This window comes from Rhodanobacter sp. C01, from assembly GCF_002001045.1.
In the GTDB taxonomy this organism is placed as follows: Bacteria; Pseudomonadota; Gammaproteobacteria; order Xanthomonadales; family Rhodanobacteraceae; genus Rhodanobacter.
On record NZ_MUNR01000008.1, the window covers coordinates 74,352 to 89,283 of the forward strand.

A 14,932-nucleotide genomic window follows, 5' to 3' on the forward strand; every position below is an offset into this window, starting at 1 on the left:
CCATGCGGATCGAATGCCATGAACAAACTCAGCCATCGGGCTGGCGCCGAAGCCGTTGAAACGGGCACGCCCTTTGCGGCGTGCGGCTACATCAATGCCGTATCGCCAATGCTGGGTGGCAGCCTTGGCTCGTTCATCCGCAGACTCCGCAACATGGTCGGCAGGCAACTTGCGGATCTGAGGGGCGCGGACCGCCCCCGTGCAATAACGAACTTTCTGCGTTCGCTGCATCACCGCCAGGATTGGCTCAACAGACCATCCAAGCACCGCAAGATGGCCATCAAATACGTCGTTCGCGCGCTCTGCATGCCACGGCAGCATGGACGGTATCTGGCGTTTGTGTTCGGCAATCCACACATGTGTGCTTGCCAGCGCCGCGACCCCCGCATGCTGGAACGCCATTTTCATCGCTATATCCATCTGCAGTGGGATCGACCCACGCGCCTGCAAAGCATTCAGCGACACTATCGATTTGCACTCGCGCAGTTGCCGTGTGCGTTGTTCGAAGCGATCTACGTCTATGGAAACGCAACGCTGGGTAACTTGACCCTGAAGGACGGTGGCCAGCTGAAGCTTTGCCTGCGGCCTCCAATCTCCGTGGGCTGCGAGGGCGAGTTGTGCATACAGCTCAGTGATGCCGACGATCATCCTGTCTATCGCCTGATTCTGACCGTGATTGGCGATCGGCCGACGATCGCGATCGGCTGCCTCCAGGGTCCGGACGACCAGAACGGCAAGGATATGGTCCGCGACATGACAAAGAACATGTACGGCATGCGACCGAAGCAGTTGATGCTTTCCCTGGCTTACGCATTCGCAAAGCATTTCCGCATCGAGCGCATTTTGGCGGTAAGCAATGCGGCACACCCCTTGCGTCGGGTCCGCGACAAATTCCGGGCTGACTACGACGCGTTCTGGCTGGAGCAGAAAGGCAGCGATGTGGGGAATGGCTGGTTCATGCTCCCTGAGGCATTGAGCCGGAAATCCGAGTCGGAGGTTTCCAGCCATCATCGATCCGCGTTCCGCCGACGTGAAATCATGCGCATCGAAGCCGAGCGCTTGCTGATCGATGCACTTGAAGCCTACCCGTCGCGATCGAGCGCGACTCCATCTGGCAAGGAGCTAGAATCAGTCAGGTCATCTCAACATGACAACCTGGATGCATCGTGGATACGTTAAGCAGAGCCACCGATGCCAGCCTCGATACTCTGGCGTTGCCCGCACACGCCGCACAGGTGGCAGAATTGTTCCGTGAGCACAATCGCGCCTTGATCGCCTTTCTGCGGTGTCGACTCAACTCCATGTCTGATGCGCAAGAGCTCGCACAGGATGCCTACTTGCGGCTGCTCACGCTGGAGCACCCCGAGCGCATCGACTCATTGCGTGCCTATCTATTCCGGATCGCGACCAACCTGGCCGTCGACCGACTGCGGATGCGCAAGGTGCGAAATGATATGCCTATCGAACAGCCGTCTGAAGACTTGCACTCATCTCCCATCCCTGAGCGACACGTATGGGCAGCCGAGCAATTGCGCGACATGCGTGATGCATTGCGCGAGCTCCCGGCGAAAACCAGCCAGGCCTTCGTGATGCATGTGATCGAAGGGTGGGACTTTAATGTCGTTGCACATGCCATGAGACTTAGCGAGCGCATGGTGCGTTATCACGTCTCCAACGCACTGGCACATTGTCGCGCACGGGTCGATCAATTGGAGATGCCCTGATGACCAAGATCCTGGATGAGAAAACCATGTGCGCGGCCGCTGAGTGGTGGACGCGTTTACGCGATCCCAACGGCGCAGCCAAGACTATGGATCAATGGTTGGAATGGACCCAGGCGGATGAATGCAATCTCGAAGCTTTCGAGCGCGTGACCGAGCTTGGTAATCGACTTGGATGCCTTGATGATGTCACGCGGCGACAATGGGCGAATGAGTTTGCGCGGCGACCTGCTCCAAGACAGCGCTGGCTTCCACTCGCAGCTGCTGCTTCTGCACTGCTGGCATTGTTCGGCAGCTATCTCGCATGGAGCCATTTAGAGGCAGTGGAAGCGCCACGGGACTATGCCAGCGCAGTGGCCCAGAACCGAAGCATCACGCTGCCGGATGGCTCGAAGGTCGTGCTGGGTGGCGCCTCCACACTGACCACGCGCTTCAGTCGCGGCGAGCGCCGTGTCGAGCTGGGTGGTGGCGAGGCGTTTTTCCAGGTCGTGCACAACACCCAGCGGCCCTTCATTGTCAGCGCGGGCAACGTTTCCATCCGCGATGTGGGCACGGCCTTTGACGTACGCCGTACCGGACAGCGCGTGACCATTGCGATAACCCAAGGCCGCGTGCAGATCGCAGACGACGGTGGTGCACCAGGATCAACTGCCACTGGCAGCCTCGAGGCCGTTGCCGGCCAGCTGGTGTCGTACGATCCGGCCACGTCAGCCATGAGCATCAGCAGCATTACACCCGCGCAAGCCACTGCCTGGCGCGACGACCGGCTGGAATTCATCAATGAGCCGCTCGGCGTGGTGGTGGCCAACGTCAACCGTTACAGCGCACGTCCGGTACATATCGCGGATGCCAATCTCGAGGCACTTACCTTCACCGGCACCATCAAGACCGGTGCCATCGACAGCTGGCTGGGGGCACTGCCGCAGATCTTTCCCCTGCGTGTAAGCGAGGATGCTAGTCAGGTAACACTCTCTCATGCCGAACCCGGGCAGAAGGCACCGTTGCCGACAAGCCAGTAATCCGCGGACGCCCGAATCTCGGGTGATCTACGGACCCTGACGCACTCGCCGGTTGAGCCCGCGCCATTCCCCCCGGCGCATGTCAAACTTGTCGCTTTAGCTGGGGAAAGCGACTGCCATGAACCGGGCTGCCCTGCTGTTTGTCTGCGGCTGTCTGTCGGCGCCGTTCGTCGCATTCGTTGCCGCGGCGACCTCGGCGCCCACGGCCCCGGCAGCGCCAGGCGTCGATTTCACGATACCGCCGCAACCACTTTCCACCGCACTGATCACGTTTGGCAAACAGGCCAACCTGCAGGTGCTGACCGCTGGGGGCACGATCGCAAGTTTTCGCTCCGATGGTGTGAGCGGCAGCTTCAGTCCGGATGCGGCGCTCATCAGGCTGTTGCAGGGCACCGGATTGAGTTACGTCTTCATCAATGGGGGAACGGTGGTGGTGAAGCCACGCGAACCTGCATCGAATAGCCCACCCCATGCCACCGCCACATCCACTGCGGCAAACATCGCCAATGCCAAGCTGCTTGCTCCGGTGCACGCCGAGGGCATGGACGAGAAGGACAGTGGCTATATGGTCGACACCACCAGCAGCGCCACCCGCACCGATTCCGACCTGATCGATGTGCCGCAATCGGTCAGTGTCATCACGCGTGACCTGATGGATTCACAACAGATCCGCACGGTGGCCGACGCGGTTCGCAATGTTGCGGGTGTGCAATACATCGACGGCACCGACAGCTTGCCGAATTTCCAGATACGCGGCTTCAATCCCGGCAACGGCATGACCGACGGCATGCCCAACAGCATCGCGGCCACAGGCGATTTTCCACCCTTGATTGGCGTGGAACGGGTCGAGGTGATGAAAGGGCCGGAGGCCATCCTGGGCGACTCCATCGGCAACAACGATTTTGGCGGCCTGATCAATGTGATCATGAAAAAACCGCAGAGCGACCCAGTGCACGAGTTCAGCTACAGCATTGGCGAGTACGGCGATACGCAAGCCGGCATCGACCTGGCCGGCCCACTGGGCAACAGCGGGGAACTGACTTACCGGCTGGTGCTCTCCGACGAATATGCCGATCACACGGCCCAAGGTTATCAAGGCCAGCGCAGCAGTTACTTCGCGTCGTCGATCGGCTGGCATGACAAGACAACGAAACTCGTCGTTGGCGTCGAACGCATCCTCAATCGGCTGCCCATTCCCGATCACACTATCCTGTTGAATGACTCCGTCTCTTCCGCCTCGCCAGCCGGGATCCTCCTCGGCAACCCGAGCGACCATGCCACTTACCAGACGAGCCGGTTCTACTACATGCTCGAGCAACAACTCGGTGACGTCTGGACGTTCCGCAGTCGAGGACAGTACGTACGGCAGTCAACCGATCAGCAGGACTGGACCCTGAGCAATCCCACGCCAACCGGTGATGTGGACGCGGCTGCGGAGGTGTATCGATATGCCGATGCGTACTACACCCTGCAGAGCGACATCACCGCCACGTTCGGAGAGGGTCTGTTGACCCATACCGTCGTCGTCGGGTTCGACTATTCGCGTTCACTGATCGAAAAAAGCGACGATATTTTCAACAACATCGATGGCGTCCCGTACAACATCTTCACCGGTGCTCCGCTTCCGCCTGTCCGCTCTGTGGTCGTGTCGGCCAATGACGTCTATCTGCCGGGGAGCCCATGGTCGACCACCAGCGGGCTGTTCCTGCAGGATCAGATCGCGGTGGGTGAATATTGGGATGTTCTGCTGGCGTGGCGGCACTCGGCTTACGAGCTTTCGACCTACGACGCCAATGGCAGTCCGTGGAATCTGCACAAGACGCAAGGAGTGCCCAGTGCCGGGGTGGTCTACAAGATCACGCCCGATATAGCGCTCTACGGCAGTACTGCGAATGGCTTTCAGCCGGATTACCTGCTGGGTAAAAATGGGCACCCGCTGGCACCCATAATGTCGCGTCAGATCGAAGCCGGGAGCAAGCTCGATCTTTTCCAGGATCGCGCGCGCCTCACCGTTTCGTGGTACCGCATCATGGTGGATAGCAGCTACGACCTGTTGTCGGCGCAACCCCCGTATTTCTTTAGCCAGGGTCCCGGTCAGACGAACAACGGCGTGGAGGTCGAGTTCACCGGCCGGATCGCGCCCGGCCTGGACATCACCACCAGCTACACCAATGCACACATCGTCAATCACGACGGTACCCCGTCGACAGGCACCCCACGGCAGCATTACAACCTGTGGGCGAGTTACTGGTTCCAGGGAAGCGCACTGCGAGGCTGGGGTATCGCCGGTGGCGTGCTCGCGCGCAGCCGCAGCCTGGGGCAGACCACGGACGACAACACGTATTTCGATATCCCCGGTCAGGCCAGCGTCGATGCCAATGTGTCGTACCGCACAAAAAACTGGAGCATGGCGATAGGGGTGAAGAATCTGTTTGGCCGAAATCTGCTCAGCGATAATTTTGACGAGACATTCGTGCCGCTGCACAACCGACGCAGCTTCCTGCTGAGCGGCGCCTACGATTTCTAAAAGTCAACCTGCTATCTGCGATGACTACGAAATTATCTGCGCAAAATCGAAAAGCACCCAGTTCCGAGCCGGGGACCTGCGCGAACGGCTTCTGGAATGCGCGTCGGGCTTTTTACCGACAAGGTGTGTGCGCCGTTGGCGTCGGCCTGGTGGTCGAGCAGGCTGGGGTGGCGAAAACCAGTTTGTATCGACACTTCCGCACGAAAGACGATCTCGTTGTCGCATTTCTGGACTGAGAGGATGTCGACTTCTGGGCGGCTTGGGACAGTGTTGCGGCCACGTATACGACTGCCCCGGCCACCGAATTGGCGGCCCACATGCGCTGGATCGGGGGCGCCTCGCGCTCTGACTATCGCGGCTGTCCGCAGATCAACGTATCTGCCGAATCCCATGAACAAGACCATCCGGCACGACAGGCGGCATGCGCGCATATGCACGGGCTCCGCTCGCGCCTGAATGCCATCGCCAAGCGGCTCAATGTGGCACATCCGGATACCCTGGCTGCGCAACTGGCTTTGCTGGCCAATGGTGCCTTCGTCAGCTCGAAACTAGTTGCATCGGATGACTCGACCCGGATTCTGCTGCCGTCGGCACAGGCACTCCTCCGCACTGCGCGTTCAGCCAAACAGGCACTCGACCCATCCGGGAACTTTGCGTGATCTGAACACATGCACCCATGCGACGAAACTCTTGCACCGCCGGCGCGTTCAATTCCTGGTCACCTACAGCCAGCGAAGAGTCATCATGGATCCACAGATCACGACGCCGGACACATCGGATCGCCACCGGCTCGACGAGAATATCTGCGTGCATATCTTCACCGCATCGGCAGCGATGGTAGGCGTCTGCCTGACCGTGGTCGGCATCATTCGCGTGGTGATTTCACGGCACAAATCCGATCTGTTCGCCGACGACCTGCTGGCAGTGAACGCCATGCTTTATCTGGCGTCATCCCTGCTGTCGTACTGGGCCCTGCGCACGCGCAACGTGACCCGGAACTATCGGCTCGAACGCATCGCCGACATCATCTTCCTGGTGGCGCTGACGCTGACCGCGGTCAGTGCGGCGTATATCACCTGGGCGATGTCGGTACATTGAGGGCAGCACACTGCGTGCCGCCACGGCGCATTATTCACGCAGCCGCGGCACTCCATGCTCGTTGCGCTCTTCGATCGCGACCGGACGCGTATCGAGACGGCCGGTCCGTTGTTCCTGCGGCAGCGGCTCGACTGCATCATCACGGATCAATGCAAGCGCGTTACGGTAACAGCGTTGCGCCTGCTCCGGATTGCCCTGGCCGGCAAAGGTGTCGCCGAGCGCCTCCCATGCACCCGCGCTCGGCGCCAAGGCGACCGAGCGTTGCAGGTACTGGTTCGCCTTGCCCCACAGCCGCAGCCGCACGCATATGCGCCCGAGCGTGAGCAGGAGCACGGCGTCGTTCGGATGGCCGTCGTACCAGCTTTCGGCGCGGCGCAGGCGCGCCTCGATATCGTCGCCGCCGAGGGTGCCGTAGGTCTCGATCAGCAGCGGCGACCATTCGCGACGCAAGGCGGATTCGACTTCATCCATCGCCGGCAGGATCAGACCGAAGCCGGCCGCGCGGCGCGCGTACGCATCGATCACCGCGGGCACTCGACGCTGCGCCTTGGGCAGTTGCGACCACAACGCGTTCAGTGCCGCACCATCCGACGTGGCGTTGATCGTTGCGGCAAGTATTTTTGCTTCCAGCGCGGCATAGGGACGGCTGCCGAGCGCACCGCTTTTCTGCAGCGGATCGAGCGCCTCGCGGGCGCGCCGGATGTCGCCACTGGCCAGCGCCGCCAGCGCCAGCTCGCGCCAACCACCGGGGGTCAACGCACCCTTGTCGGCTTCCGGCGCCAACAGCGCCAGCGCTTCGGCCGGCTTGCCATCGCGACGCAACACGCGGGCGCGCAGCACACGGGCTGCCTGCGGCGCGGATTGCGAGGCCTGGTTCAAGGCTTCCAGCGCGCGACCATGTTCACCGCGACGCGAGGCTGCTTCCGCCGCGGCCAGCAGGGCCGGCCCATGCAGGCTGTTCAGGCGCGAGGCACGGTTGAGGTCACGCTCGGCATCGCCGTGACGGCCTTCGATCAAGGCAATCAAGCCATCGCCCATGCGTTGCTGACTGAGTCGCCGATGCCGCCGCGAGAACGCACCGAACGGCCAGCGCAGCAGGCGCCACAACGCGGTGAGCAAACCCCACGCCAGCAGCAGGATGAGTACGGCGGCGACCACCGTGGTTTCCACCCGCCAGCCGCGCAGACGCAGCAGCACATAACCGGGATCCGCCGCCACCCAGTGCCAGCCAAACGCAGCCAATGCAGCGACGATGACCAGCAGCAGGATCCAGCGCCACAACCTCATGGCCGGACTCCGGCTGCCGGCTTTGCCGTGCTGCTGGCGGTAGCAGGCGCCGTATCCGGTTTCAAGGCATGGACGGTGCGCAGGTTGCGCAATTCGCTCAAGGCAACGCCGAGCTGCACCGGCGCATTCGCGGGCAACGCGATAGCAAGTTGCTTGATCGTGGCGCGCGCCTGCTGCACATCCGGCGCGCTGCCGTCGAACTGGGTCGCCAGAGCGGCGTCCACTCGTTGCAGCGCGGCCGCATAGGCCGGGCCGTCATACGCCATCAGCGCGATCTGCGCCTGGGCCAGATCCAGTTCGGCCAGCTCGCGTGCAAAGCGTGCATCGGCCACCGCCAGCGGTGCGCCGTTGTCGCGCTGCACGCTGACCACGCCGGCCAGTGCATGACTGATGCGCGCCCAGGTATCCGGCGCCTGCGTCGTGCCCGGGTTGTCGAGTGGCTTCAGCGGCAATGTGGCCAGCATGCCACGCAAGGCCGTCAATTGCTGCAATGCGTTGGCCTGGCTGGCTGGCTGGCTCCTTGCCAAGGCATCGCGCTCGGCGCTGATGCTCTGGCGCACACCGGAGAACGCACCATCGTTGACCGCCGCCAGGGCCTGGTCGGCCAGTGCATATGCTGCGGCCGCTCCCTGCCCATCGTGGAACAACGTGTAGCGTTCGCCCGCCATGCGCAGCAGCGATTCGGTCTCGTCCAGCAGCATCGCATCGTGGCCGGACAGGCTCTTTTCGGCGAGCTTCGCCACCGCGTCCTCGAGATTGCGTGTGCGCTCCGCCTGGCCAAGCAGCTCTTCACGCAACGAACGGTTCACTGCCGCCGCGTCGTTCAGGCGCTGGTTGAGGCTGGTACGTTCGCCGCTGACGCCTGACAACGTGGTCTCCAGTGCGGCGACACGCTGTTGCAGGTTGGTCACGTTCTGGCTGTCGGCAGCGTTGCCTTGCTCCTGTTGCCACTGGCGCCAGCCGACATAGCCGGCGACACCCAGCGCGATCAGGGCCAGCAACAACGCAAGCGCCAGACTGCCGCCACCACGCGGGTGCGGTTCGCGCGCTGCGGGCGCGTTTCGCACCGGGCGCACCGGCATCACATCGGGACTCGCGCCTTCGGGCGCGACGGATTCACTGGGTTTGTCTGCGTTGCTCATGCGCTCATGCTAGCAGCCCATACGCCCGCGTTCGTAGCAACATGGCGTGAAGAAGCTCAGCCGGTGCGCATGGCGGCATCAAGCAGGTCGGCCGGCAGCGCCGAGGTCGCCAGCACGATGCGCGGGAAACCGTTATCGCGAGCGATCGCCCCCAACCGCTCGCTGCTGACCACGACGGTCGCCGCACACAGTCGCACCCATGCCGCGGGTGGCAACAGTCGATGCAGGTTGTGCATCGCCTCCGCGCTGGACAGCAACAGCAGCGCCGAGGACGGCAGCTGCAGCAGCACATCGACATGCCGGCGATCCAGTCGCGGCGCCACCCGCTGATAGACATGCAACTCATGCAACTGCGCGCCGCGTGCGGCGATCTGTTCGCGCAACAGGCCGCGGCCGCCGGCGGCACCGATCAGGCCGACGCGATGGCCATGCAGATCATGCATAGCCGGATGTTCCAGCAGGCCTTCACTGTCCTGTTGCAACGGTGTCAGCGGCGTGCGGATACCGTGCCGACGCAGCGCGCGCGCAGTGCCCTGGCCCACGGCCAGCACCGTGGCCGTGGTCTGCAACGGCGCCAGGATCGCGGCGAAGCGAACGGCCGTCGGGCTGGTGAAGACCAGTACATCACCCTGCAGCGCCAACTGCAGATCCTTGCGTGCCACGGCTTCGTCAGCCACGCCGCGCAGGGCCAGTCCAGGCAGCAGCAGGGGCACGCCACCCAGGCGGCGTACCCGTTTCGCCAGGGCAGCGGCGGTGCCGGCCGGACGCGTGATCACCACGACCCGCCCGCGCAGATCCGCGTTCTCTACCGGGGCTGGCCGCTGCATCCGCGCATTGTATTCTTCATGGTCATGGCCCCAGTGTAACGGTCGCCCTACACTGGGAAGTCATTCTTTCCGCCAGGCCCTCGATCAACGTGAGTACCACCGACGACGCAACAACCCAGGCCCGGCAAACTCCGGCACAGCAACTGGTCCGGTTCATCCGCGACGAGATCCCGCTGGCCCGCACGATGGATCTGCAGCTGGGCGAATCCAGCGACGAGATGCTCAGCCTGCTCGCGCCGCTGGCGCCGAACGTCAACGACAAGGGCTGCGCCTTCGGCGGCAGCCTGGTCAGTTTGATGACACTGAGCGGGTGGGCGCTGGTCGAACTGGCGCTGCGCCGGCAGGGCCATGATTGCGATGTGTTCGTGGCCGAATCCAGCGTGCGCTATCTGGCGCCGCTATGGCAGGACTTTCGCAGCGAGGCGCGGCTTGCGGCCGATGCCGACTGGACGACATTCTTCAACACACTCAATGCACGCGGCAAGGCACGCATCGAAGTTTCCTGCGTGGTCCCCGGTGATGGCGGCAAGCCGGCCGCCACGCTGAGCGCGCGTTTCGTCGCCAAGGTACGGGATTGAATCTGGCGCGAATGAACCGCGACAACCCGGTTGAGGCAGAATGGCCCGGTCTTCATCGGGAGGAAACTTACATGCGCCGCATCCTGAGCATTCTTGCGTTGCTGTCCGTGCTTTTGCTGGCCGGCTGTGCCACCCAGAAGCAGGGCGACATACTGACCACCACACTCAATGCGTATTCCAGCACGCTGCGCTGGGGTGATTTCCAGAGCGCTGCGCAATTCATCGATCCCGAGATCCGTGAAAAGCACCCGCTGAGCGCGCTGGACATCGCGCGCTACAAGCAGGTCAAGGTAAGCGACTACGACGACGGCAACGGCCCGCTCCCGGCCGGCAAAGGCAAAGTGCAGCAAACCGTGCATATCAGCCTGGTCAACATCCATACCCAGACCGAGCGCAGCATCGTCGACCATCAGATCTGGCAGTACGACGAGAAAACCAAGCACTGGTGGCTGATCAGCGGGTTGCCGGACATCACCCAGGACTGAGATCACTGCCACCGGCCCCCTGCCGATGGCATCACACCCGTATAATCGGCGGTTTACCCGAGCGGGTGCCTGCAAGGCACGGTGGACTGACGATGAACGATTTCCTGCACAAGCTGCCCGAATTTATCGGCAATCATGTGGCCCTCGCGGCCCTGTTCGCGATCCTGCTGGTGGCGCTGATCGCCATGCAGATCGCCGAACTGTTCAGCAAGACCAAGGCGCTGACCCCGGCCGGCCTGACCCTGTTGATCAATCGCGAGAATCCGCTGTTGATCGACCTGTCCGCCTATGCGGATTTCGAGAAGATGCACGTGCCCGGTGCCAAGCACGTGGCAATGAGCCAGTTCGATCCGGAAAACAAGGATCTGGCCAAGGCGAAGGAACTGCCGGTGGTGGTGATGGACAAGGATGGCCGCGGCAACTCGCTCAAGGCTGCGCAGCGGCTGGTCAAGGCCGGCTTTGGCAAGGTCCACATGCTCAGCGGCGGCGTGCTGGCCTGGCATGCGGCGCAATTGCCGGTTGCCAAGGGCAGCAAATAGGGCCACCTGCAGGAGCGGCTTCAGCCGCGATTGCTCTTCGCATGACGTGAAAAGCATCGTGGCTGAAGCCGCTCCTACATAAAAGCAAATCAGCGATCGTGGATGCCGGCGCGACTGGCCACGATCTGCGCCAGCACGTCCGGCGCGTACTCGAACGAGTCGTAATACAGCCGATCCTCCGGCAGGCCGGCATCGAGGAACAGCGGGTGCGCGGCATCGATCATCGCCGGCGGCCCGCTCATGTACAGGTCGTGGCCGGACAGGTCGGGCTGGTCCGCCAGCACCGCCTCGTGCACCAGCCCCGTGCGGAAACCAGCCGCCTGCTCCGGATCGGACAGCACGGCGTGGAAGTGCAGGTTCGGCAACTCACGCTCCCAGCGCTCGGCCAGCGGACGCAGATACAGATCCGCGCTCGTGCGCGCGCCCCAGTAGACCCGCATCGACCGTCGCGTGCCCAGCGCGATGAAATGCTCGACGATCGCCTTGACCGGCGCGAAGCCGGTGCCGCCGGCCATGAACACCATCGGCCGCTCGGAATCCTCGCGCGGCACGAAGGTGCCCAGTGGCCCCTCGATACGCAGGTGATCGCCCACCTTCAGCACATCGTCGACCCACGAGGTGAAGCCACCGCCCGCCACGTGCCGCACATGCAGTTCGATCATGCCATCGGCCTGCGGGCCGTTGGCGATCGAGAACGGGCGCCGCCTGCCGTCTTCCAGCAACACATCCACATACTGGCCCGGCAGCCGGTTGAGCCGGCGCTCGCCATGGGCGGGCAGCAGGCGCAGGCCGATCACGTCCGCCGCCAACCGCCATTTCTCGGTCACCACCATGCCGAGCTGACGTCGTGCGATGTCCTCCACCGAGGTCACCTCGCGCGCTTCCAGCAGCAGGTCGCTGGTGGGCACCGCCTGGCACAACAGCACCGCCTGATGGGCCAGCGCGCTGGCGCTCAGCGCCAGCGGCGGGTTGCGCGGGTACTCGCAATGCCCCTGCAGCAAGGTCGCCTTGCAACTGCCGCAGGCACCGGCACGGCAGGAGTACGGCAACGCCACGCCTGCCCGTTGCGCCGCCTCCAGCACGGTTTCACCGGGAGCCACCGAAAACTGGCGGTCCGAGGATTTGAGAGTGACGTTGAACACCAGGTGCATTGTCGTTGTGATCGCGGCGGACAACAATGCGGGCCCGGTACCGAGGAATCAACCATGAGCATCTGGAAACAGCCTGTCGACCTCGCACGCATCAACGCGTGGAGCGCCAACACCATGATGGAGACGCTCGGCATCCGCATCAGTGCGATCGGCGACGACTGGCTGCAGGGCACCATGCCGGTCGACCATCGCACCCACCAGCCGTACGGTCTGTTGCATGGCGGTGCCTCGGTGGTACTGGCCGAGACGCTGGGCAGCACCGCGGCAATGCTTACGCTCGACCCGGACAAGGAACTGGCGGTGGGCCTCGACATCAATGCCAACCATGTCCGCGGCGTGCGCAGCGGCACCGTCACCGGCACCGCAAAGATGCTGCATATCGGCCGCACCACCCAGGTCTGGGAAATCCGCATCGAGAGCGAGGAAGGTGTACTGGTGTGCATCTCGCGCATCACCATGACGGTGATTCCGGCACGCGTCGTGGCGGCACGTTGAACGACACGCCGTACGCCAGCCTCAGCCCCGATCTGGTGCTCGACGCGGTCACTGCCTGCGGCCTGTGGCCGGATGGTCGGCTGCTCGCACTCAACAGCTACGAGAACCGGGTCTGGCAGATCGGGCTGGAACAGATTGGAGTGGAGCCGGAATCGCCGGTCATCGCGAAGTTCTACCGCCCCGGCCGCTGGAGCGACGCGGCGATCATCGAGGAACATACGTTCGCACAGGAACTCGCCGACGCCGAGTTGCCGGTGGTCGCGCCACGGGTGTTTGGTGGTCGCACCCTGCTGTTCCACGGGGGCTTCCGCTACGCGCTGACCACCCGTCGCGGTGGCCGTGCGCCGGAGCTGGAAGCGCTCGATCAACTGCAATGGCTGGGCCGACTGATCGCACGCATGCACGTCGTCGGCGCGCGCCAACCGTTCGCTCATCGCGGCCGGCTCGATCGCGACACGATGGTGCAGAAGCCGATGCAGGCCGTGCTTGAATCGTCCTTGCTGCCGACATCGCTGCAGACGAACTATCGCGCGGCGGCGATGCGCCTCGATGCCGCCATCGCCTCACGTCTCGAAGCGGTCGGCCCGGTCAGGCAACTGCGCCTGCATGGCGATTGCCATCCTGGCAATGTATTGTGGACTGATGAAGGCCCGCACTTCGTCGACCTCGACGACGCGCGCACCGGCCCGGCAGTACAGGATTTGTGGATGCTCGCCGGCGATACGCGTGCAATGGACGCCGTGCTTGAGGGTTACCGGCAGTTTCGCGATTTCGACGACAGCGAGTTGCTGCTGGTCCCCGTCCTGCGCGCGATGCGCCAACTGCACTACGCCGGCTGGATTGCCGCGCGCTGGCACGACCCGGCCTTCCCCGTCGCGTTCCCGTTTGCCGCCGAATCGCGCTGGTGGGAGCAGCACATCGCCGACCTGCACGAGCTGGCCGACGATCTCGAATAACTTCCCATTACCTGCAGGAGCGGCTTCATCCGCGATGCTCTTCGTGACACAGGCCAGAGCATCGCGACGGAAGTCGCTCCTACAATCCCTCATTTTCCGGAGTCCTGCATGCGCACCATCCTGTTCCGCCTGATCGGCATCCTCGAAATCGCCGGCGGCTTGTATGGCGTGGCAGCGATGCTGCATCGGTTGCTGCCGTTCGGCTCCGCCCACGAAAGCGTGATCGCGCTGCTCGGCCTGGTGCTTTACGGGTTTGTGCTGGCCGCCGGCGTGCAGTTGCTCGATGGCAGCGATCGTGGCGTGCGCATGTCCAGCTGGGCGCAACTGCTGCAGTTGCCGCTGATCGCTTTGCCCGTCTTCAGCTATGCACTGCACTGCGGTGCCTTCGTGAATGTGTTCGCCACGCTGCAGGCTGCGCCACGGCTCGGCATCGACTGGCATTTCGGTAGCCAGGGTTTCGTGCTGGCGGTTGGCGGGCCGGCGGTATCGCGGCTCGGCATCAACCTGCTGGCGTTGCTGTCGTGGCTGATGCTGCGGCTGCGCTGATCAAGCAGTGTCACAGACATGAGCTGCGATTCGTTCAGGATGCAAAAGTGTTGCGTTGCAGCATTTTCTCGCGGAAAGGATTAGGCTGAGACCAAGTTCGATTGCCGAGGCGAATCCGCATGAGCCAGCAGCCGATGAGTTTCCGCACCCGCAAGTGGGTGAAGCCGCAGGATCTCAATCCCAACGGCACCTTGTTCGGTGGCAGCCTGCTGCGCTGGATCGACGAGGAAGCCGCGGTGTACGTGATCGACCAGCTGGGCAATACCCGGGTGGTCACCAAGTACATGTCCGAGATCAACTTCGTCAGCTCGGCACGCGAGGGCGACATCATCGAAATGGGCATCAGCGCCACGCATTTCGGGCGTACCTCGATCACCTTGCGCTGCGAAGTGCGCAACGTGATCACCCACAAGAGCATCCTGACCATCGACAAGATCGTGTTCGTCAACATGGGGGCCGGTGACATCCCGCTGCCGCATGGACGCACCTTATCGATCAGCGAAGAGGCTCCGGCTGTGCCCGATACGGCGTGAGGCAAATGCGGGCCAGTGGCCTGTGCAA

17 protein-coding genes are annotated in these 14,932 nt (G+C 63.1%); 13 read left to right on the forward strand and 4 right to left on the reverse strand.

The genetic code is table 11. The features are described from left to right. Positions 1 to 18: 18 nt before the first annotated feature. The 6 genes from B0E50_RS04910 to B0E50_RS04935 all read left to right on the forward strand — a co-directional run bounded on the left by B0E50_RS04910 (position 19) and on the right by B0E50_RS04935 (position 6,365). On the forward strand, positions 19 to 1,179 hold the full coding sequence (locus tag B0E50_RS04910; RefSeq protein WP_168170810.1) for a DUF535 family protein: 1,161 nt from the start codon (positions 19 to 21) through the stop codon (positions 1,177 to 1,179). After that, positions 1,167 to 1,724, forward strand: a complete 558-nt coding sequence (locus B0E50_RS04915; RefSeq protein WP_254427182.1) for a sigma-70 family RNA polymerase sigma factor — start codon at positions 1,167 to 1,169, stop codon at positions 1,722 to 1,724. Before B0E50_RS04910 ends, B0E50_RS04915 begins: the two co-directional genes overlap by 13 nt. Further along, the gene (locus B0E50_RS04920; protein WP_077440079.1) at positions 1,724 to 2,740 is read left to right on the forward strand and encodes a FecR domain-containing protein; all 1,017 of its coding nucleotides are present in this window, start codon (positions 1,724 to 1,726) and stop codon (positions 2,738 to 2,740) included. The genes B0E50_RS04915 and B0E50_RS04920 overlap by 1 nt, the downstream gene beginning before the upstream one ends. A 118-nt stretch (positions 2,741 to 2,858) precedes the next feature. Continuing rightward, on the forward strand, positions 2,859 to 5,267 hold the full coding sequence (locus tag B0E50_RS04925) for a TonB-dependent receptor (RefSeq protein WP_077440080.1): 2,409 nt from the start codon (positions 2,859 to 2,861) through the stop codon (positions 5,265 to 5,267). A gap of 20 nt (positions 5,268 to 5,287) precedes the next feature. Further along, a complete protein-coding gene (locus tag B0E50_RS18260) occupies positions 5,288 to 5,503 on the forward strand; it encodes a helix-turn-helix domain-containing protein (protein ID WP_217343214.1) in 216 nt (71 codons plus the stop codon). 508 nt (positions 5,504 to 6,011) lie between these two features. Continuing rightward, positions 6,012 to 6,365: a hypothetical protein gene (locus B0E50_RS04935; RefSeq protein WP_077440081.1), complete on the forward strand. Its 354-nt coding sequence runs from the start codon at positions 6,012 to 6,014 to the stop codon at positions 6,363 to 6,365. Positions 6,366 to 6,395: 30 nt separating this feature from the next. Here B0E50_RS04935 and B0E50_RS04940 read toward each other — a convergent pair whose 3' ends face one another. Genes B0E50_RS04940 through B0E50_RS04950 form a run of 3 tightly spaced genes read right to left on the reverse strand, consistent with a single transcriptional unit; the run spans position 6,396 to position 9,621 of the window. Next, positions 6,396 to 7,652: a heme biosynthesis HemY N-terminal domain-containing protein gene (locus B0E50_RS04940; protein ID WP_077440082.1), complete on the reverse strand. Its 1,257-nt coding sequence runs from the start codon at positions 7,650 to 7,652 to the stop codon at positions 6,396 to 6,398. Then, positions 7,649 to 8,794, reverse strand: coding sequence for a uroporphyrinogen-III C-methyltransferase (locus B0E50_RS04945; RefSeq protein ID WP_077440083.1), 1,146 nt, complete (start codon positions 8,792 to 8,794; stop codon positions 7,649 to 7,651). Before B0E50_RS04945 ends, B0E50_RS04940 begins: the two co-directional genes overlap by 4 nt. Positions 8,795 to 8,850: 56 nt before the next feature. Beyond that, positions 8,851 to 9,621: a uroporphyrinogen-III synthase gene (locus B0E50_RS04950; protein ID WP_077440084.1), complete on the reverse strand. Its 771-nt coding sequence runs from the start codon at positions 9,619 to 9,621 to the stop codon at positions 8,851 to 8,853. An 89-nt stretch (positions 9,622 to 9,710) separates the two neighbouring features. Between B0E50_RS04950 and B0E50_RS04955 the strand changes: the two genes are divergently transcribed. The 3 genes from B0E50_RS04955 (at position 9,711) to B0E50_RS04965 (ending at position 11,223) form a co-directional block, all read left to right on the forward strand. Continuing rightward, entirely contained in the window at positions 9,711 to 10,199 is a 489-nt protein-coding gene (locus B0E50_RS04955) for a YiiD C-terminal domain-containing protein (protein ID WP_077440085.1), read from the forward strand. Positions 10,200 to 10,270: 71 nt separating this feature from the next. Continuing rightward, the gene (locus B0E50_RS04960; RefSeq protein ID WP_077440279.1) at positions 10,271 to 10,684 is read left to right on the forward strand and encodes a hypothetical protein; all 414 of its coding nucleotides are present in this window, start codon (positions 10,271 to 10,273) and stop codon (positions 10,682 to 10,684) included. 92 nt (positions 10,685 to 10,776) lie between these two features. Next, positions 10,777 to 11,223, forward strand: a complete 447-nt coding sequence (locus tag B0E50_RS04965; protein WP_077440086.1) for a rhodanese-like domain-containing protein — start codon at positions 10,777 to 10,779, stop codon at positions 11,221 to 11,223. An 89-nt stretch (positions 11,224 to 11,312) separates the two neighbouring features. On the opposite strand, the gene B0E50_RS04970 is transcribed toward B0E50_RS04965, so the two are convergent. Further along, on the reverse strand, positions 11,313 to 12,374 hold the full coding sequence (locus B0E50_RS04970) for a 2Fe-2S iron-sulfur cluster-binding protein (RefSeq protein ID WP_077440087.1): 1,062 nt from the start codon (positions 12,372 to 12,374) through the stop codon (positions 11,313 to 11,315). Positions 12,375 to 12,428: 54 nt separating this feature from the next. Here B0E50_RS04970 and B0E50_RS04975 point away from each other — a divergent pair, with 54 nt between their 5' ends. From B0E50_RS04975 to B0E50_RS04990, 4 genes are all read left to right on the forward strand, one after another. Beyond that, positions 12,429 to 12,869, forward strand: a complete 441-nt coding sequence (locus tag B0E50_RS04975; RefSeq protein ID WP_077440088.1) for a hotdog fold thioesterase — start codon at positions 12,429 to 12,431, stop codon at positions 12,867 to 12,869. After that, positions 12,866 to 13,825, forward strand: a complete 960-nt coding sequence (locus B0E50_RS04980; protein ID WP_077440089.1) for a serine/threonine protein kinase — start codon at positions 12,866 to 12,868, stop codon at positions 13,823 to 13,825. Before B0E50_RS04975 ends, B0E50_RS04980 begins: the two co-directional genes overlap by 4 nt. A gap of 108 nt (positions 13,826 to 13,933) precedes the next feature. Further along, complete coding sequence (locus tag B0E50_RS04985) at positions 13,934 to 14,371, forward strand: hypothetical protein (protein ID WP_077440090.1); 438 nt, start codon at positions 13,934 to 13,936, stop codon at positions 14,369 to 14,371. Between the two features lie 119 nt (positions 14,372 to 14,490). Then, a complete protein-coding gene (locus B0E50_RS04990) occupies positions 14,491 to 14,904 on the forward strand; it encodes a hotdog domain-containing protein (RefSeq protein ID WP_217343216.1) in 414 nt (137 codons plus the stop codon). The last annotated feature ends 28 nt before the right edge of the window (positions 14,905 to 14,932 follow it).

Bases quoted from the DNA above. Each gene is read 5' to 3' on its own strand.
- B0E50_RS04910 (WP_168170810.1), top strand. From the start codon at position 19: ATGAACAAACTCAGCCATCGGGCTGGCGCCGAAGCCGTTGAAACGGGC.
- B0E50_RS04950 (WP_077440084.1), bottom strand. From the start codon at position 9,621: ATGCAGCGGCCAGCCCCGGTAGAGAACGCGGATCTGCGCGGGCGGGTC.
- B0E50_RS04985 (WP_077440090.1), top strand. From the start codon at position 13,934: ATGCGCACCATCCTGTTCCGCCTGATCGGCATCCTCGAAATCGCCGGC.
- B0E50_RS04990 (WP_217343216.1), top strand. From the start codon at position 14,491: ATGAGCCAGCAGCCGATGAGTTTCCGCACCCGCAAGTGGGTGAAGCCG.
- B0E50_RS04940 (WP_077440082.1), bottom strand. From the start codon at position 7,652: ATGAGGTTGTGGCGCTGGATCCTGCTGCTGGTCATCGTCGCTGCATTG.
- B0E50_RS04925 (WP_077440080.1), top strand. From the start codon at position 2,859: ATGAACCGGGCTGCCCTGCTGTTTGTCTGCGGCTGTCTGTCGGCGCCG.
- B0E50_RS04975 (WP_077440088.1), top strand. From the start codon at position 12,429: ATGAGCATCTGGAAACAGCCTGTCGACCTCGCACGCATCAACGCGTGG.
- B0E50_RS04970 (WP_077440087.1), bottom strand. From the start codon at position 12,374: ATGCACCTGGTGTTCAACGTCACTCTCAAATCCTCGGACCGCCAGTTT.
- B0E50_RS04965 (WP_077440086.1), top strand. From the start codon at position 10,777: ATGAACGATTTCCTGCACAAGCTGCCCGAATTTATCGGCAATCATGTG.
- B0E50_RS18260 (WP_217343214.1), top strand. From the start codon at position 5,288: ATGACTACGAAATTATCTGCGCAAAATCGAAAAGCACCCAGTTCCGAG.
- B0E50_RS04960 (WP_077440279.1), top strand. From the start codon at position 10,271: ATGCGCCGCATCCTGAGCATTCTTGCGTTGCTGTCCGTGCTTTTGCTG.
- B0E50_RS04920 (WP_077440079.1), top strand. From the start codon at position 1,724: ATGACCAAGATCCTGGATGAGAAAACCATGTGCGCGGCCGCTGAGTGG.
- B0E50_RS04945 (WP_077440083.1), bottom strand. From the start codon at position 8,794: ATGAGCAACGCAGACAAACCCAGTGAATCCGTCGCGCCCGAAGGCGCG.
- B0E50_RS04935 (WP_077440081.1), top strand. From the start codon at position 6,012: ATGGATCCACAGATCACGACGCCGGACACATCGGATCGCCACCGGCTC.